Origin of the sequence: Pseudarthrobacter sp. 902506025 (assembly GCF_040702325.1) — a bacterium.
GTDB lineage: Bacteria > Actinomycetota > Actinomycetes > Actinomycetales > Micrococcaceae > Arthrobacter.
In genome coordinates this window covers 159,359-176,904 of the sequence record NZ_JBFBKW010000007.1, presented here as the reverse complement: position 1 = coordinate 176,904, position 17,546 = coordinate 159,359, and the positions used below count along the sequence as shown (strand labels likewise).

Genomic DNA, 17,546 nt, shown 5'->3' with positions numbered 1-17,546 from the left:
TGGTCGGAGGAGGGCGCGGACGGCCGGCTGCGGGCCAGACCGGCTAATCCGGCGCCGGTAGAATGGAGCGGTGATGCAATCCCCCCTCCCCGTCCGCGACGGCGTCAATGCCACGCGCCTGCGCCTTCCGGAGGAGGGCCCGTGGGAGACCGCGATGGACTACATGATGCACCGCTGGGGCCACATCGACCCGCAGGGCATCGAGGACAGGTTCGACGCCGGGGAGATCGTTGGCGAGGGCGGCATCCCCCTGGACCGGGCCACGCCGCTGCAGGAGCACACCTTCATCTGGTACTACCGCACCCTGCCGCCGGAAACGCGGCTTCCCGTGGAACTGAGCATCCTGCACCAGGACCACCACCTGCTGGTGGTGGACAAGCCCCACTTCCTGCCCACCACACCGGGAGGCACGTACATCCAGGAATCCGCCCTGGTGCGCCTGCGGAACCAGCTGGACCTGCCGGACCTGATCCCCATGCACCGGCTGGACCGCATGACGGCCGGCGTGCTGCTCTTCTCCACCAACCCGCAGACCCGGGGCAAGTACCAGGTGCTCTTCGAGAAGCGGCAGGTGCAGAAGGAGTACGAGTGTGTGTCCGCTGCCGAGCCCGCGCCGGGGCACCCCGCCGTCGACTTTCCCGTGGTGGTCCGCAACCGGATGACCAAGTCCCGCAGTTACCTGCTGGCGGAGGTCGTGGACGGCGAACCGAACGCAGAGACCAGGATTGAGCGGCTGGAAACGTTCGACGGCGGCGCACCGGCAGGTGCCGGCGGCACCGGCGTCACCGGTACAGGCGCCATCGGTACAGCTCAGCGCCTGGCCAGGTACCGGCTGGAACCCCACACCGGCAAGACCCACCAGCTGCGGGTCCACATGGCCTCGCTGGGGCTGGGAATCGTCAACGATGCCTTCTATCCGGACCTGCTGGACAAGGCCCCGGACGACTACGCCAGGCCGCTCCAGCTGCTGGCACGGGGCATCCGGTTCGTTGACCCGATCTCGGGAAAGCCCGTGGAATACCGCAGCAGCCTGGAGCTCAGCGAAGCGGCCCGAGCACGTCCCTGAACACCGCCTCCATCTCCGCGGTGTGCAGCACGAACTCCACCAGCTCCAGCCCGCTGGCCGGATGGGCGGTCCGGAACCCCGTCAGCGCCTCAAGCGCTGCCTGCGCCACGTGCGCGGCACTCCACCCGTAGGCTCCGCCGCCCACCGCGGGAAAGGCCACGTCCTGCGCCCCCAGGGTCTCGGCCAGCCGCAGGCTTTCGCTGAAGCAGGAGACCAGGAGGACGCGGTTGGTCTGTCCTGCGTGCCGGTTGGGCCCCACCGTGTGGATCACCCAGCGGGCCGGCAGCCGGAAGGCAGGTGTTGCCACGGCGGCTCCGGTCTGGAGGCCATGCGGAAGCCCGCTGGCACGCAGCTCCCTGCATGCCGCGAGCAGTTCCGGCCCTGCCGCCCGGTGCAGCGCCCCGTCCACTCCCCCGCCGCCCAGCAACGAGGAGTTCGCAGCATTCACCACCACATCCACGCGCCGCTGCGTAATGTCGCCCCGCAGAACCGAGATCCGCATGCCGCCAGTTTCCCAAGTGCGGTACCTTGTGGCAATGGACTTCGGCAGCGTTGACAGCTGGGGGACGGCCCTCTACTTCTGGGTCATCCCCGTGGTGATCGGCGATGCCATTTTTCCGCCCATCCCCTCCGAGATGCTGGTGATCACCGGGGGCGCCCTGTCCGCGGACGGCCGGGCCAACGTATTCCTGGTACTGGTGCTCGCCGCCGTGGCGTCCTGGCTGGGCGACATGGTGGTCTTCCACCTCTTCCGGCGGCGGCTGAGCCATGTGCTGGACCGCTGGAAGTGGGGCCGGCGGGTCCACAGCGGCATCCACGCGGCGCTGGCCAAGGCCGGCCGTTCCTCCACCTACGGCACCATCATCGGCGCCAGGTTCATTCCCGGCGGACGGCTCGCCACCTCGGCGGCATCCGGCGTGGCCAACGTGTCCGTCCGCGGCTTCAGCCTGTGCGCGGCCCTGGGTGCCGTGCTGTGGGCATGCTGGCTGGTGGGCCTGGGCTACTTCACCGGGTCAACCACCAAGCTGCCGTTCTGGGCAAGCTCCCTGATCGGGGTGGCGGTGGGACTGCTCATCGGCGCTGTCGTGGGGATCCTGGTCACCCGGCGCCGCGGCGACCGCTCCCCGGTGGAGGAGGAGCCCCTCCCCGACGCAGGCTAGACGGGCAGCCACTTGCCGCGGCTGCGCCGCAGCACGCTGAGCGGGCCCGTCAGCGCAACGTGTTCGACGGCGTCGCGCATCATGGCTGCCGACTCCCGCGCCTGCTGGTTCTCGCCGTTGTATTCGCTGGCCTCGACGAGGAAGCGCAGGTTCAGCTCCGGCACTCCCCCGGCGATCTGCAGCTGGTGCGCCTCCACATGGTGGCGGGTGCCGAGCACCTCCACGGCCGTGTCCATCACGGCTTCCGGCGGATTGCCCGGCCGGAGCCCGGTGATCTTGAGGCGGGTCTGGAAGGAAGGCATGCCCTCCACCCTATCCAAACCCGGACGCGCCATCACGTGCGGTCCCTAACAGCGTCTGTCAGGGACCACACGTGATGGAGCAACTGGAGAATCAGCCGGTGTTGCGGAGGCCGGCCGCCACCCCGTTGACGGTGATGAGCATGGCCCGCTGGAGGCGTTCATCGATCTCGGCCCCGCTGATCCCGCCCTCAGTGCGGATGCGGCGCAGGAGTTCCACCTGGAGGTAGCTGATGGGGTCCAGGTACTGGTCGCGGATTTCCAGGGAGCGTTTCAGGGTGGGTTGGGCATCCAGGATGATGTTCTCGCCGGTGAGCTTGCGCACCTCGGCTACCGTGAGTTCGTACTCTTCCCGGATGGTGCGGAACAGGTGGTGAAGTTCCTCCGGGACCAGGGTGGACACGTAGTAGCCGGCGATATCCATGTCCGTCTTTGCAAGCGTCATCTCAACGTTGGACAGCACGGACTTGAAGAAGTTCCAGTGGTCGATCATCTCCACCAGCTGGGCCGAGTGCCCGGCTTCGCGGGCGGCCTTGAGCCCGGAGCCCACACCGAACCAGCCGGGCACGATCTGCCGGGACTGGGTCCAGCCGAATACCCAGGGGATGGCGCGCAGGCCGCCCAGGCCGGCGCCGGAGTCCGGACGCTTGGACGGGCGGGAACCGATATTCAGGGAGCCCAGCTGCTCCACCGGGGTGGAGGCCATGAAGTAGGCGGGCAGGTCCGGGTGGTCGATCAGCTTCCGGTACCGGTCAAAGGCGGCGTCGGAGATGGCTTCCATGACGTGGCCGTACCGCTCTCGCTGGTCCTCGGAGGTCCGCGGGTTCCGGTGCAGGGCAGACCCCTGCAGCACAGCGGCCAGGGACAGCTCCAGGTTTTCGCGGGCCAGCTCCGGCAGGGAGTACTTGTCCGAGATGACTTCGCCCTGCTCGGTGAACTTGATTTCGCCTTCCAGGACACCGTTGGGCTGGGCCAGGATGGCGTCGTAGGTGGGCCCGCCGCCACGGCCCACGGAACCGCCACGGCCGTGGAACAGGCGGACGCGCACGCCGTGCTTGGCGGCGACGTCCCGCAGCTTGCGCTGGGTCTTGTGGATTTCCCACTGGCTGGTCATCACGCCGGATTCCTTGTTGGAGTCCGAGTAGCCCAGCATCACTTCCTGGACGTCCCCGCGCAGGCGCACCAGCTCACGGTAGGACGGGTCGGAGAGCAGCTGGTCGACGATCTCGGCCGAGGCCCGCAGTTCCTCCACGGTTTCCAGCAGCGGCGCAAAGCCGAGCTTGGCGTAGGGCTTGTCGCCGAAGAGGTTCACCAGGCCGGCTTCGCGGGCCAGGACGGCCGCGGCCAGGACGTCATCCGCGCCGCGGGTCATGGAGATGATGTAGGTCTCGATGACGTCGGGGCCGTACATGCGCAGGGCGCGGCGGATCTCGCGGAAGACGTCGTAGGTGCCGTCGGCGGCGCCGTCGAGCTTGATCGGGTGGCCGGACAGCGGACGGCGGGACGCCAGCTCGGAGCCGAGCACCTCGAAGCGTTCCTCACGGCTCAGCTCGGCGTAGCGCAGGCCGGGGCCGCCGATCCGGTCCATCAGCTGGCCGACGGCGTCGTGGTGGTGGTCTGCGTGTTCGCGGATGTCCAGGGTGGCCAGGTGCAGGCCGAAGGAGGCGATGGCACGGCGGACACGGGCCAGGGAGCCGTCCGCCGCCAGGGCCGCGGAGTGGTTGCGGAGCGAGAGTTCCAGCAGGTTCAGGTCCGCCAGGAGCTCCTCGGTTCCGCTGTAGTCGCGGCCGTGCTCATGGTTGGAGTTGGCGGCCACCCGCTTGCCCGTGTTGATGAGCTTGGCCTTGATGCAGGTGAGCTTCAGCCGGTACGGCTCCTGGGCGTTCAGCTCCAGGACCCGCTTGTCCAGGCCGGGCAGCTTCTTCAGGTCCTCGTCGATGGACTCCAGGAGCGGCTGGTCCGCGCCTGCCAGGGCCGTGGAGTTGGACAGGATGGAAATCAGCTCGTCGATCATGCCGATGCTGATCCGGATGGCGCTTTGGTTCTGGATCTGCAGGATTTCGCGGGTCACGGCCGCGGTGACGTTCGGGTTGCCGTCGCGGTCACCGCCGATCCAGGAGCCAAACCGGATGGGGGCGTCCTTGGAAGCAAGGGTGACGCCGTGCTCGCCCAGCAGTTCGGAGAGCTCGGACAGCATTTCCGGCATTGCGTCCGTGAGGATGCCGCCCAGGTAGTAGATGGCGTTCCGGGCCTCATCCACGGGGGTGGGCCGGACCTGGCGCAGCTCGTCGGTCTGCCACATCTGGTCGATGATCTCTGCCAGCTGCCGGTCCTGCCGGCGGCGTGCCGTGGACCCTTCGGCCGTGGACTGGGACAGGACGTCGGAGAGCTTGCGGATCTTGTCCAGGACGGAGCGGCGGGACGCCTCGGTGGGGTGGGCGGTGAAGATGGGACGCACGTCCAGGCCGTTGACCACTTCCTGCAGCACGTCCGGTCCGGCCTGCGCGGCGATGTCCGCCACGGTCTTGGCCAGCCAGCCGTCCTTTTCGGCCCGGGTCCGCAGGCCGCGGACGCGGTGCACCTGTTCGGCGGCGTTGGCCAGGTGGAAGTAGAAGGCAAAGGCGCGCACCAGGTCGGTTGCCTGCTCAATGGGCAGGGAGCCGAGCAGTTCGCGGACCTGGGCAACGACGTCGTGCGCGCTCCAGGGCCCGGTAGCGTGGGCACCGCCGCGCGCTGCTTCCTTGGATTCCTTGGTCAGGAGCCGGACCTGCTCCACGAGGTCCAGGAGTTCCGGTCCGTGCTGGCGGACCAGCGATTCACCCAGCAGGGTGGACACACGCCGGACGTCCGCGCGCAGTTCGGAGGCAAGATCGGTTTCGGGAGGTGTTGCAGTGTGAGCCATTGAAACAATCTTTCGAGGGATTTGGACTTGGCTCGTACACTGCGCTGGATACTGTGAGCCACGTTACTAGCTAAAGATGCTACCCCCGGACCCGTGGGTCAGTGGAATCCGTCTCACAAGATGTCGCGGTACCCCACATGCCGTTTGACGGCGTCGAGCTCAGCCCGTAGGTTCTGCACCTCGTCCTGCCAGGCGGCTGCCTCCGCCGTGCGGCGCCGGGCCCTCCCGGCCTGGACCACGGCAGCCGTGAGCAGCAGCGGCACCAGGAGGGCCAGCGCCCAGCCGGCGGCCGCGAAGAAATCCAGTGCCACCGGCAACGCGGCCCGGAAGTCGATGAAATCGTTGACGCCGCCGGCCATGCCTGCCATGGCTCCGTCGAGCGGCTGCAGGAACTGGCCCACCACGGGGGTCCCGGAGAGTTCGGGCGGGGCGAGTTTCGCCTGCGCGTCCCCGCCCCAGCGCCCGTCCGCGAGGTGGTTCAGGACGTAGATGCCGGCGCCCACGTTGGCTGCCATGAAGACGGCGACGCCGGCGGGCGCTGCGAGGTCCGGCCGCCGCCGGCGCCACGCCAGGACGCCCGCGGCGGCAAGGGCGGCCGCCAGCCAGGTGAGCGCGGCAAGCCACTCCCGATTCACTCCCGCAAAAATGTCCACCTCTCCATTCAACCCGGATAAAGGAATCAGCGGTGGAATGAACATGCCTGGCCGGCAGTTGTAGCGGGGGCAGACGAAACCGGAAGGAACCATGACCACCACCCCAGCAGCCGCCGCTCCAGCCGCCAGGGAGGAGCGCTGGCAGCGCTTCCGCGCCAACCGCAACAAGGCCCTGGCAACGCCGCACGGGTGGCTTACCCTCACGTCCTTCCAGTGGCTGGAAGACTCACCGTCCGCCGTCGAACTGGCCCCCGGCCTGTGGTCGAGTGACGCCACGGGCTCGACGGCGTTCCTCACCGCGGTTCCGTCGGACGGGCTCACGCTGGTGGAGACAGGGGAAACGGTGGACGGCACCGTATCCGCCGTCCTGGCGGACGAGGAATCGCTGATGTGGGTGCAGTTCGGCGGCCCGGACGGGGACCAGGTGGTGGTGGAGCTGGCCATGCGCGGCGGCCGGTATGCGATCCGGACCCGGGACGCGGCATCGCCCGTCTTTACGGAGTTCGACGGCGTGCCCACCTTTCCGTACAACCCCGATTGGGAGGTCACCGGCAGGTTTGAGCCCTACCCGGCACCGGTGGATGTGCCGATCGGGACCGCGAACCCGCTGGTTGACGGCGTGCACCGCAGCGTGGGCGAGGTGGTGTTCCGCCTCACGGGCAGCAGCCACGAGTTCCGGCTCCAGGCGGAGGAGGAGAAACTCGGCGCCCTGACCGTCACGTTCCACGACGAAACCAACGGCGACACCACGGACGAGTGGCGGAAACTCTCCCTCCCCAGGCCCCGGCCGGACGGCTCCGTGGTGCTGGACTTCAACCGGGCCATCAACTACCCCAGCGCCTTCACCCCCTACGGCACCTGCCCCATGCCGGTGAAGAACAACAGCCTCGACATCCGGGTGGAGGCCGGCGAGAAAGAGCCCTACCCCGCGTAGCGCCCGGGAAGCTCAGGAAATGGCTGAGATCCCGGTGATGGCCCGGCCCACGATCAGGGTGTTCACCTCGAACGAGCCCTCATAGGTGTAAATGGCCTCGGCGTCGGCGAAGATCTTGGCCATCCGGTAATCGGTGACAATCCCGTTTCCGCCCAGGATGGACCGGCCCAGCGCCACCGTCTCACGCATGCGGGCGCTGAGGTAGGACTTGGCGAGCGCCACCTGCGGCATGCCGGCGGCGCCCTCCTCCTGCAGCCTGGCGATCCCGGCCATCATGGACATGCTGGCCACGGTGTTGCCCAGCATGGTCACCAGCTGCTGCTGGATCAGCTGGAAATGGGCCAGCGGGCGGCCGAACTGCTGCCGTTCCACGGCGTACTGCCGGGCGACGTCGAAGGCCGCCAGCTGCTGGCCCACCGCCTGCCAGGCCACCATAATCCGTGAGCTGCGGAGCAGTTCCTTGGTGTCCTCGAAGCTGCTGATCCCGCCGAACCGGTCCGCCTCGGCAATCCTGACGTCGCGGAACTCGATGTCAGCGTTCTGGACGGTGCGCAGGGCGATCTTGTTCTCGATCCTGCTCCGGCTGACCCCCGGCAGGGTGGCGTCCACGATGAAGCCCCGCACCGAGCCGTCCGCCTCGTCCCGCGCCCACACCAGCATGTAGTCGCAGAACGTCCCGTTGCCGATCCAGCGTTTGGCCCCGTTCAGCACCCAGGTGTCGCCGGCGTCGTCCGCTTCTCCCGTGGTGGAGGAGATCCGCCGGGCGCGGGTCTCCAGGCCGCCCGCCACGTCCGAGCCGTGCAGCGGTTCGGTGAGGGCGAACGCGCCGGTAGTGCGCAGTTCCGAGGCGTCGGCCAGCAGCCGCTGTTTCTGGTCGTCGGTGCCGAAGGTGTGCAGGGACTCGACGAAGAGGTCGTGGTGGACCAGGAAAAACGTGGCCAGGGAGGTGTCCACCCGGGTTATCTCCGCAATGACAAGCCCGGCGAAGAGGTGGCTGTAGCCGCGGTGGACGGGCGTGCTGAGTTCCAGGGCCGCCAGCTTGGGCAGGATGTGCGCGGGAAACTCGGCCTTGTTCCACCAGTCCCCGGCGTAGGGTGCCACTTCGGCTGCCAGGAAGTCCCGCAGTTCGGCGAGCTTGGTCCGTTCGGCCGGGTCCAGTGTTGCTTCGACGGCGAAGAAGTCCGCCGCCGGCAGCTGCGATACGTCCGGCGCGCTCATTTCGGTCCCATCCGGATGGCGCCATCCAGGCGGATGGTTTCACCGTTCAGCATGGCGTTGTCCACGATGTGCGCCACCAGGTTGGCGTATTCCGCGGGCTTGCCCAGCCGGGACGGGTGCGGTACCTGCGCCCCCAGCGAGTCCTGCGCTTCCTGGGGCAGGCCGGCCATCATGGGAGTCTCGAAAATGCCCGGGGCGATGGTGACCACGCGGACCAGCGAGCGCGCCAGTTCGCGGGCAATCGGCAGCGTCATGGCGGCCACGGCGCCCTTGGAAGCAGAATATGCAGGCTGGCCGATCTGCCCGTCGAAGGCAGCCACGGAGGCGGTGTTGATGATGACGCCGCGTTCCGGGCCGCCCAGCGGGGTGGCGGCGGGCTCGGTGGCCACCATGGCCTCGGCCGCCAGGCGCAGGACGTTGAAAGTCCCGATCAGGTTGACCTGGATGACCTTGCTGAACGTTTCCAGCGGCAGCACGCCGTCCCGTCCCAAGACCTTGCCCGGGGTGGCGATCCCCGCGCAGTTCACCACGATCCGCAGCGGTCCCAGCCCTGCGGCGGTCCCGACGGCGGCCCGGACGTCCGTTTCGCTGGTCACGTCTGCGGGGGCAAAGATGGCGGACTGGCCGGCTGCGGCGCGGCCGTTGAGTTCGTCGGCCACTGCCTGGCCGTCTGAGGACGGCAGGTCAACGAGCACGACGGATGCGCCGGCGTCGAACAATCTCTGCGCGGTGGCTGCGCCCAGCCCTGACGCCCCGCCTGTCACCAGTGCGACGCTGCCTTTGATGTCCATACATCCTCCTTGATGCGTGTCCCCACGCCGCGGCACGGCCTTGGGCAACAGTTAATGCATGTTAACTGAAATCCGGCGCCGCCGCACGCACCCCCGGTTCCCTGCCCTCCCGGCTCCGGCGGCCCGGTTAGGGTGGACGGCATGACGTCCAGCAGCACCTCCCCCACCATCTGGCAGGACCGGGCGAACCACGCGGCCCGTTCCGTGACCGCCCTGTTCGGCCGGAAACTGCTGTTCCTGCCCGGAACCCACCTGGGCGCCGTGCTGTGGCAGGGCCGGCATGCGGCCGGTCAGCCCACCCCCTCAACGCCGGCGCAGGAGCCCGGCACCCAGCCGGGGCCGCGGTGGCGTGCCGCGCTCCGCCGGATGCGGCCGGCCGCGTCCCTGGCCCTCCCCTGGCATTACTGGTGGCAGGCGCATTACGTTGACTGCCTGGTGGACACCGGGCGGCGGGAACTTGGCGGCGGTGCCACCCCCGCGGCCCGGTTCAACGGCCCGGGCCGGCCCAGCGCAGGGCACCTGGCCTCACGGCTGGTCACCGGGATCAGGCTCCGCAACGCCCTGACCTTCGTGAACAGCTATTACGACGACATGGCGTGGCTTGCCCTGGCCACCCTTCGGCTGGACAGCCTGGCTGAGGAGACCCGGCGTCCGGGCCGCCGCCGCAACGCGGTGGTCCGTGCGTCGCTGGCGCTGCAGTTCGACGCCGCGTGCACCGACGACCTGGGCGGCGGGACGTTCTGGAGCAAGAAACGGGACTTCAAGAACACTCCCGCCACGGCGCCGGTGGCCCTGTTCTATGCCCGCACCGGCCAGCACGCCAAGGCCCAGGCGCTGCTGGACTGGCTGGACGCCACGCTCTTTGACGCGGACCAGGCCCTCTACCTTGACGGTGCACGCCTGAATCCCGCCGGAGAGGTTGTGCTGGAACGTGCGGTGTACACCTACAACCAGGGCCCGGTGCTGGGTGCGCTCCTCGAGCTCGGGGGCGAGGCGAACCTGGCGCGGGCCGCGGTCCTGGTGGACGCGGTGCAGCGGCTGCTGACCGTCCCGGCGGACAGTTCCGGCCCCGGTTCCGGCTCCGTGCTGCGCTGTGAGGGAACGGGCGACGGCGGCCTCTTCACCGGGATCCTCTGCCGTTACCTGGCGCTCGCCGCAGCAGACCGCCGGCTTCCGGACGCCACCCGCGCCACGGCTGCGCGGCTGGTGACGGACACCGCTGACGCGTTCTGGTCCGGCCGGCGCCCCGTGGGGCCGGGTGAAGCGGGGGCCGGGCGGGAAGGCAAGAGCATCTTTTCGCTGCACGCCGCCCAACCGGCGGCCGCTGCGTATCCGCCGGGCGCCGCCGTCGAACTTTCCACCCAGCTCCAGGCGTGGATGACGCTGGAGGCAGCGGCGGCGGTCACCGCCGCGGCCAGCGCCTAGCGGATGCCGGCCAGCGGCGTGACGGTGCCGTGCCGGAGGGACACGGCACCGTCGGCCGCAAGCCGCACTTCCCTGGGTCCCGCCGGCGGAAACACCAGCGAGGTCAGGGCTTGTCCGTCCACGAAGACCTCCACTGAGGACCGGTCCACGTAGACGGTGAGGCGGACGGAGTCCCCGGCGGGCCGCGCATCCACCGACCGCGCCTGCCGGTATTCGCCGCGGGCGTCCGCCCGGTCTGCCAGGCCGCTCCCGCCGGCCGCCGCATCACCGCCGCGGTCCACGAAGGCCCGGCCGGCCGCGAAATCGTAGCCCACGGTGGCGTAGGTGGTGCCGCCGCTTTGCAGCAGCAGCCGCGCCTCCCCCGTCCCATCCGCGGGCCTGTCCAGCTCGACGTCGGCCTTGAAGGCGCCACTGTCAGGAACCGGGAGTGCCAGGCCGTCACCAATGCTCCCGCCGGGCACCTGGACCGGTTCCCCTTCCAGGGACTGGAGCGCGGCGGTGGGCGAGGACACCAGGGCCGGCCGGCCGCCGTCGGACGCCAGCCTGATATCCCGCACCACGGAGGCGGACCCGTACCAGTCGCCGGTGGGGAGCTGCCGGGCGTAGGTCCAGTTGTTCATCCAGCCGATGGCGTGGCGGGACGCCTTCCGCTGCGCATCGTCCAGCCGCGGGTCATCCCAGGTGACGGCCGCGTAGAAGTCCGGGCCGCCGTCCAGCCACTGGTGGCCGCCGTCCGGAGTGAAGGCCTTTCCGTCGAAGCTGCCGGTCCAGTAGGCCACGCCGGTGGTGCGGCCCTCCCCGGACCCGTTGGCGCTCGCAGCCAGGACCCACGTCCGTTTGGCGGGGTCGCCGTCGACGTCCATCTGGAAGAAGTCCGGGCACTCGAGGATTCCCAGCCCCTCCTGCTCGAAGCCGGACACGTAGGTCCACTGCTTGAGGTCCTTGGAGGTGTAGAAGCCGATCTTGTGGCCCTCCGCGAGCAGCATGAGCCATTGGTTGGTGGCCTCGTCCCGAATGATCCTGGGGTCCCGCCAATGCTCGGCGCCGGGGTTCTCCATCACCGGGTTCTGCCCGTAGGCCTGGAAGCTGTAGCCCTTGTCGGTCGAGTAGAACAGGGACTGGCGCTGGACACCGTCGTGCTGCTGGGTGAGGACGGCGATCACGGCCCCCTTGCCGAATCCGGCTGTCCCCTCGGTGTCCACCACCGCGGACCCGGTTTCGATGTCGCCCAGGCCGTTGCGGAACTTGGGAATGGCCACGCCCTCGTTCTTCCAGTGCACCAGGTCCGTGCTGGTGGCGTGGAACCACTCGGTGCCGTTCCCTTCCGGGTAGTCGGCGTTGTAGAGGTAGTAGTAATGCCACAGGCCATCAAGGAAGAAGGGTCGCTGCGGATCGTTCATCCAGTGCTGGTCAGGGGTGAGGTGGTACGCGGGCCGGTAGCCGGCATCGTCCGCGGGGGCGGCTGCCGGCGGATCACCGGGCTGCCCGGTCCCGCTCTGCCCGGTACCGGCCTGCGGGGTTCCAGCTTGCCCGCCGTCCCTCTTGATGTTGCCGCCCAGCACCAGCAATCCTGCCAGCACCAGCACCGTCACGGCCGTCAGGGCCCACAGGACGGGGCGGCGTCGAACGGCGGCGAAAGCAGTTTCCGGAATTTTGGGGGGCATGGCGGTGTCAATCCCTCGCTGAACGCACAAGTGCCGTCCCCCGGGTTCGGGGAACGGCACCAGCGCAAGTGAACCGTCAATTTTACCGGCCAGCCCCGCGGGAGCAGAATCCCGGGCGTCACACAGCCGGCACTAGCCCAGCCCGGCGGGGCGCTTCTTCTGCGGATACGGCGTCTCACCGCGCGCCAGCATATCCACGAAGCCCGCGATCCTGCGCTCCCGGGTGGCTGCCTGCTTGGCCGAATTCGTCCGGTACACCAGGGAGAACAGGTTGGTTTTCGTCAGGACATCGAACATTGCCTGCGCGGCGGGGTTGGCGGCGATGGCTGCTGCCAGGTCTGCGGGAACTTCGACGTCAGCCTGACCGCCGTAGGCCGCGTCCCAGCGGCCGTCGGCCTTGGCGGCCTCCACCGCCGCCCTGCCGGCGTCGGTCATCTTGCCCGTCTCCTCCAGCCGCGCGATGTGCCCCACGTTCCGCGCGGACCAGACGCTGCGGGGGCGCCGCGGCGTCATCCGCTGGAACACGCTTTCGCTGTCCCGGCGCCGGCCCTGGCCATCGATCCAGCCAAAACACAGGGCCTCGTCCAGGGCCGCCGCGTAGTCAAGGCCCGTCACCTTCCCGCCCTTCTTGTGCAGCACCAGCCACACCCCCGGGCTGGTGCCGTGGTTCTCTTCCAGCCAGGCACGCCAGGCAGCGGCATCGGGCAGCAGCAGTTCCTCAAGCTCAGTGGCCATGGGCTAATTCTGCCCGTGGAATCCCGTGCCACAAGCCCCGTGTGCAGAGCGGTTTCGCGTGGCATCATGGCCCTACAGATCCATCCGCCACCTGAGGACAACGCCATGCTCCGAGTCCGCCCCGTCCATTTCACCTCGCGCACCGAGTCCTGGAAGCAGCTCCTCACCACCCTGGGGATGGTGCAGACAGAGGACGACGGCGGGTGGCAGGTCTTTGATTCGGCGTCAGGCCGCGTGGCGCTCCACTCCGCGGAGGCGGGTTCGGGCCAGGACGGCCGGACGGTGCTGGCGGTGGAAGTGGGAGACGTGGCCGAATTCGCCCGCCGCACCAACCTGTCGGCACAGGAGGAGTCCCCACAGGAAGGGGCGGCGGAAGGCGCCGGACCGGCCGAACTCGTCACTGCTGACCACGGTGACGCCTGCCGGATCAGCGCGCCTGACGGGTTCAGCTTCCTGGCGGACAAGGCCGCCCATTTCGCCCAGTGCGCCGACGCAGATCCCGCCCTGGCCGTTGCGGCGGTCTGGTACACCGCGGACCCGGAGGGGGCCGTCCGCACGCTGCTGCACATCGGCGCCCGCCCCCGGCCCGTGCCGGACAATGACGAGACGGCAGACTTCACTGCCAAAAACGGCGGCGTCCTGCTGGTACGGCCAGCCACCGGACAGTCCAGGTCAGGCTTGGGTTTCGAGTACGACGGCGGGCTGGAACCGTTGCAGGAGCGCCTCACCGCCGCGGGCCTCACCGCCAGCCTGATAGAGGAGGCGTTTGGAAGCACCCTCCACGTAGCCAACCCGGATACCGGCAGCCCCAACGCGCCCGCCACGGTGTGGATCTCCCAGCGGCGCCCCATGGGGTAGAACTTAAGCATGAACGTGCGCACACCTGACCCGAATCCCGGCTGGCTCTCTGAAGAAGACCTCTTTGAGGCACGGGGGCGGCTGCCCATGGTGTACGTCGAGGCAGTACCGGTCCGGCTGGACCCGCTGGGCTACGTCAACGAAGTGGGCACGCTGCTGCAGGCGGACGCAGACGGGACCATGGTGCGTTCCCTGGTGTCCGGGCGCGTCATCTACCGCGAAACCATCCGCGCCGCCCTCCTGCGGCACATGGAAAAGGACCTGGGCCCCCTGGCGTTCCCGCAGCTGCCGTTGAGCCCCGTGCCGTTCACGGTGGCCGAATACTTCCCGGCACCGTCCCAGACCGGCTTCACTGACGAGCGGCAACACGCCGTGTCCCTGGCCTACGTGATCCCGGTGACAGGCGAGTGCGAGCCGCGCCAGGACGCCCTGGAACTGACCTGGATGACCCCACAGGAAGTCCTCAGCCCGGGCGTCCAGATGGAGTTTTCCGGCGGCCGCGGCGGCCTGATCCGGCAGGCCCTGGCGTTTGCAGGCGTGGGCTTCTGACCACCCCGCCGGGACGTGGGGGTCCCCGGTTTTGAGTGCCCGCCTTTGTAGACTGTAGGGCGGACCGCAAGAGAACTTAAGGACTCCCATGACCGAATCACCAGCCGCCAGGCACCACCGTGAACAGCAGGCTGGATCTCTGACCACCGGCAGCCACATCCTCCTCCCCGACGGCCGGCGCACTGCCGAAATCGACCAGGTGGAGCTCGAGCACGACGACTTTGGCTCCCCCGCACTGGTACTGGCCAGCCTCTCCGGCGGCGGAACCCTGCGGGTTGCCATCGGCACCATGGTCACGGTGGTGGACGGAGCGCACGACGACGTCACCCAGCTTCCGCTGCCGGCGGACCTTCCGGAGGCCGCACCGCCGGCGGAAACCCTGACGCCCCGGAACGGTGCGCAGGAGCAGCCCGGCGCCGGGACCGGTCCCATCAATGTGGCGCCCGCCGTCGTCGTCCCTCCCCTCCCGCCGGCGCCGCCCGCAGCGACCGGGCCCAGCGAGGAGGAACTGGCCCTCATCCCGGCGCCGGCCGGCACCCCCGAGTCAGTGGTGGAGGCTGCCGCGGAGGCGCATCCGGATGCGGAGGGCGTCCTGCTCCTGGCCGACAGGCTCTCCAAGGGCGTCAACTTCAAGTCCGGAAGCTGCCTGAAGGACCTCAGCGACCTGGCGCACGAACTGTTCATCACGCTCAAGGACGCGGACGGCGCACTGTCCGTGGCGGACCTGATCACCGTGCTGCCCTATGACGGAAACCCGGGCCGGTGGACCTCGGTGGAGGCCTCCCTGGCGCTGGCCAGCTACATTTGCCGGCAGGACGGCCAGGACGATCGCGCCGAAGTGTACGAGAAACTGATCCGCACCCCCGAAAATCAGGAAACGGACCCGTTCAAGGCACGCATGGCAGCCAAGGTGCGGCAGCGCTCGCTCAACGAGCCCAACCTGTACGACAAGGAAATCTTCCGCTCCATCGACAACTCCAACCATGACGCCGAGCGCGAATGGCGGCTGCTGCGGCTGGAATCCCTGCTGTTCCTGCGGGCGCACGGCGGCTCGGAAACCATCGGGACGTCCGAACTGGAACGGCGCATCAGCAACGAGCTGGAGGCCGTCCGCTCCTGACCTGCGGGGCGTCCGGGAGGCGCCTCCCGCGGGCCTTACGGGCGTCTTCCCGGCGCCTTCCCGCAATGGGAAATTGCCCCTACCCGAGGCTAGGTCCGGGGCGTACATTCGGGGCTATGACCAACAATCTCAGCGTAGTGATCAACGCCGACGCGCCGCAGGTCTGGACCATGCTGCGTGAACCGTCCAAGGTGGCCCAGTGGCATGGCTGGCAGGCCGAGGACCTGGAGTCCGAGATCAAGGAGATCTACTTCTCCAGTGACGTGCAGGAAGCACCGGACCACACCAGCCTCACCGTGCACGGCGGGGACACGTTTGAGCTCCACCCGGAGGCCGGTGGAACCCGGGTCAGTGTCACCCGCGCCGCCGTGGACCATGACTCCGAGTGGGCTGCCTGGGACGAGGACGTCACGCAGGGCTGGCTGACCTTCCTGCAGCAACTCCGCTTCGCCCTGGAACGCCACCCGCACGGCAAGCGGCACACCCTGTTCCTGCACCTGACCGAGGGCAAAGCCTCCGCCATTGAGAAGCTGGGGCTCTCCGACCTCCCGGCGCCGGGCGAGCCCTACCAATTGACACTCGGCACCGGCGAGGACATCAGCGGCAAGGTCTGGTACCGGACCAGCCACCAGGTGGGCCTCACGGTGCACAGCTACGCCGAACACGGCAAGGGGCTGCTGGTGGTGGCGGACCACCCGGCCATCAAGGATGTCCGCGCGGAGGGTGACGGCTCGCTGGTCATCGCTTCCACGTACGACCTCGGCGCCGGCGCCTTCGAGGCCATCCGGCAATCCTGGGATTCCTGGCGGTCCGAGAACTACCCGGCTTCCGAACCGGCCAGCTGAGTTTACGGGGGCCGCGCGGTTTGCTGGCACACTGGTACGGTGCCAGCCAACCCCGCCTTCGCCCTGCCTGAAACCCGATCCCAGTTCTCCTTCACGGTCGGCACCCGCCTGGCGGAGTCCTGCCCGCCGACGGCGGCTCAGGTAGCGGAAAACGACGGGGAATTCCTGGGCCGCACCGGCACCATCACCACGCCGCACGGTGAGATCCAGACGCCGGCGTTCATCGCCGTCGGCACCAAGGCCACCGTCAAGGCCGTGCTGCCGGAATCCATGGCGGACCTGGGCGCCCAGGCGCTGCTGGCCAACGCCTACCACCTGTACCTGCAGCCGGGCCCGGACATCCTGGATGCGGCCGGCGGCCTGGGTGCCTTCATGAACTGGCCCGGCCCCACCTTCACCGACTCCGGCGGATTCCAGGTGATGAGCCTCGGCTCCGGGTTCAAGAAAGTCATCGACATGAAGTCCGTGGACGCCTCCGGACCGGATGATGCCGTGGCCCCCGGCAAGGAACGCCTGGCCCATATTGACGACGAAGGCGTCTGGTTCAAGTCCCACCTGAACGGCGACCGGCACCGCTTCTCCCCCGAGATCTCCATGCAGGTCCAGCACCAGATCGGCGCGGACATCATGTTCGCGTTCGACGAGCTGACCACCCTGCAGAACTCCCGGCGGTACCAGGAGGAATCACTGGAACGCACCCGGCTGTGGGCGCAACGGTGCATCGAGGAACACTTCCGCCTGACGGAGGAACGGGCAGCCAAGCCCTACCAAGCCCTGTTCGGCGTGATCCAGGGCGCCCAGTATGAAGACCTGCGCCGGAAAGCCTGCCGCGACCTCGGCGCGATGCCGTTCGACGGGTTCGGCATCGGCGGGGCGCTGGAGAAGGAGAACCTGGGCACCATCGTGCGCTGGTGCAACGAGGAACTGCCGGAGGACAAGCCGCGGCACCTGCTGGGAATTTCCGAACCGGACGACATCTTCACCGCCATCGAAAACGGCGCGGATACCTTTGACTGCGTCTCCCCCACCAGGGTGGCCCGCAACTCCGCGTTCTATACCCCGTACGGCCGGTTCAATCTTTCCGGCGCCAAGTACAAGCGTGATTTTGGGCCGCTGCAGGATGGCTGCGACTGCTACGCCTGCGCCAACTATTCGCGGGCCTACATCCACCACCTGTTCAAGGCCAAGGAAATGGTGTCCGCCACCCTCATCTCCATCCACAACGAGCGGTTCGTGGTGAAGATGGTGGACGACGCCCGGCTGGCCATCGAGTCCGGCACCTTCTTCGATTTCAAGGCCGAAACCCTGGGCCGGTACTACTCCTGAG

General features: G+C 68.6%; 17 protein-coding genes. 9 read left to right on the top strand and 8 right to left on the bottom strand.

Features of this window, described 5'->3' with window-relative positions; translation table 11 throughout:
* Positions 1 to 73 precede the first annotated feature (73 nt).
* Positions 74 to 1,066 (top strand): RluA family pseudouridine synthase, encoded by a 993-nt coding sequence (locus AB0280_RS14405; protein WP_366367664.1) that lies wholly within the window; start codon positions 74 to 76, stop codon positions 1,064 to 1,066.
* Here AB0280_RS14405 and AB0280_RS14400 read toward each other — a convergent pair.
* Complete coding sequence (locus tag AB0280_RS14400; protein WP_366367614.1) at positions 1,038 to 1,568, bottom strand: O-acetyl-ADP-ribose deacetylase; 531 nt, start codon at positions 1,566 to 1,568, stop codon at positions 1,038 to 1,040. The genes AB0280_RS14405 and AB0280_RS14400 overlap by 29 nt on opposite strands.
* 34 nt (positions 1,569 to 1,602) lie before the next feature.
* Here AB0280_RS14400 and AB0280_RS14395 point away from each other — a divergent pair, with 34 nt between their 5' ends.
* Positions 1,603 to 2,226 carry a DedA family protein gene (locus AB0280_RS14395; RefSeq protein WP_366367612.1) on the top strand — a complete coding sequence of 208 codons (624 nt, stop codon included), beginning with the start codon at positions 1,603 to 1,605 and terminating at the stop codon, positions 2,224 to 2,226.
* Here AB0280_RS14395 and AB0280_RS14390 read toward each other — a convergent pair.
* The 3 genes from AB0280_RS14390 to AB0280_RS14380 form a co-directional block, all read right to left on the bottom strand.
* A complete protein-coding gene (locus AB0280_RS14390) occupies positions 2,223 to 2,528 on the bottom strand; it encodes a hypothetical protein (RefSeq protein WP_366367610.1) in 306 nt (101 codons plus the stop codon). The genes AB0280_RS14395 and AB0280_RS14390 overlap by 4 nt on opposite strands.
* 91 nt (positions 2,529 to 2,619) lie before the next feature.
* Positions 2,620 to 5,427 (bottom strand): phosphoenolpyruvate carboxylase, encoded by a 2,808-nt coding sequence (gene ppc / locus AB0280_RS14385; RefSeq protein WP_366367609.1) that lies wholly within the window; start codon positions 5,425 to 5,427, stop codon positions 2,620 to 2,622.
* A gap of 113 nt (positions 5,428 to 5,540) precedes the next feature.
* Entirely contained in the window at positions 5,541 to 6,080 is a 540-nt protein-coding gene (locus AB0280_RS14380; protein WP_366367608.1) for a hypothetical protein, read from the bottom strand.
* Positions 6,081 to 6,171: 91 nt separating this feature from the next.
* On the opposite strand from AB0280_RS14380, the gene AB0280_RS14375 reads away from it, so the two are divergent.
* Positions 6,172 to 7,014: a DUF1684 domain-containing protein gene (locus AB0280_RS14375; protein WP_366367606.1), complete on the top strand. Its 843-nt coding sequence runs from the start codon at positions 6,172 to 6,174 to the stop codon at positions 7,012 to 7,014.
* A 12-nt stretch (positions 7,015 to 7,026) separates the two neighbouring features.
* Here the strand turns inward: AB0280_RS14375 and AB0280_RS14370 are convergent, their stop codons facing one another.
* Complete coding sequence (locus AB0280_RS14370; RefSeq protein ID WP_159633378.1) at positions 7,027 to 8,232, bottom strand: acyl-CoA dehydrogenase family protein; 1,206 nt, start codon at positions 8,230 to 8,232, stop codon at positions 7,027 to 7,029.
* Positions 8,229 to 9,023, bottom strand: a complete 795-nt coding sequence (locus AB0280_RS14365; RefSeq protein ID WP_366367605.1) for a 3-hydroxyacyl-CoA dehydrogenase — start codon at positions 9,021 to 9,023, stop codon at positions 8,229 to 8,231. Before AB0280_RS14365 ends, AB0280_RS14370 begins: the two co-directional genes overlap by 4 nt.
* A 141-nt stretch (positions 9,024 to 9,164) precedes the next feature.
* On the opposite strand from AB0280_RS14365, the gene AB0280_RS14360 reads away from it, so the two are divergent.
* Positions 9,165 to 10,448 carry a glycoside hydrolase family 76 protein gene (locus AB0280_RS14360; RefSeq protein WP_366367603.1) on the top strand — a complete coding sequence of 428 codons (1,284 nt, stop codon included), beginning with the start codon at positions 9,165 to 9,167 and terminating at the stop codon, positions 10,446 to 10,448.
* Here AB0280_RS14360 and AB0280_RS14355 read toward each other — a convergent pair.
* Positions 10,445 to 12,112: a glycoside hydrolase family 32 protein gene (locus AB0280_RS14355; protein ID WP_366367602.1), complete on the bottom strand. Its 1,668-nt coding sequence runs from the start codon at positions 12,110 to 12,112 to the stop codon at positions 10,445 to 10,447. The two genes, AB0280_RS14360 and AB0280_RS14355, sit on opposite strands and share 4 nt — an antisense overlap.
* A gap of 132 nt (positions 12,113 to 12,244) precedes the next feature.
* Entirely contained in the window at positions 12,245 to 12,847 is a 603-nt protein-coding gene (locus AB0280_RS14350; protein ID WP_366367600.1) for a YdeI/OmpD-associated family protein, read from the bottom strand.
* A gap of 105 nt (positions 12,848 to 12,952) precedes the next feature.
* Between AB0280_RS14350 and AB0280_RS14345 the strand changes: the two genes are divergently transcribed.
* The 5 genes from AB0280_RS14345 to tgt all read left to right on the top strand — a co-directional run bounded on the left by AB0280_RS14345 (position 12,953) and on the right by tgt (position 17,545).
* Positions 12,953 to 13,705 carry a VOC family protein gene (locus AB0280_RS14345; RefSeq protein ID WP_366367663.1) on the top strand — a complete coding sequence of 251 codons (753 nt, stop codon included), beginning with the start codon at positions 12,953 to 12,955 and terminating at the stop codon, positions 13,703 to 13,705.
* Between the two features lie 9 nt (positions 13,706 to 13,714).
* Entirely contained in the window at positions 13,715 to 14,254 is a 540-nt protein-coding gene (locus tag AB0280_RS14340) for an NUDIX hydrolase family protein (protein WP_110544343.1), read from the top strand.
* Positions 14,255 to 14,342: 88 nt separating this feature from the next.
* The gene (locus AB0280_RS14335; protein WP_366367598.1) at positions 14,343 to 15,374 is read left to right on the top strand and encodes a DUF6707 family protein; all 1,032 of its coding nucleotides are present in this window, start codon (positions 14,343 to 14,345) and stop codon (positions 15,372 to 15,374) included.
* A gap of 116 nt (positions 15,375 to 15,490) precedes the next feature.
* Positions 15,491 to 16,219, top strand: coding sequence for an SRPBCC family protein (locus tag AB0280_RS14330; protein WP_366367597.1), 729 nt, complete (start codon positions 15,491 to 15,493; stop codon positions 16,217 to 16,219).
* Between the two features lie 39 nt (positions 16,220 to 16,258).
* Positions 16,259 to 17,545, top strand: a complete 1,287-nt coding sequence (gene tgt / locus AB0280_RS14325) for a tRNA guanosine(34) transglycosylase Tgt (RefSeq protein WP_307487860.1) — start codon at positions 16,259 to 16,261, stop codon at positions 17,543 to 17,545.
* The last annotated feature ends 1 nt before the right edge of the window (position 17,546 follow it).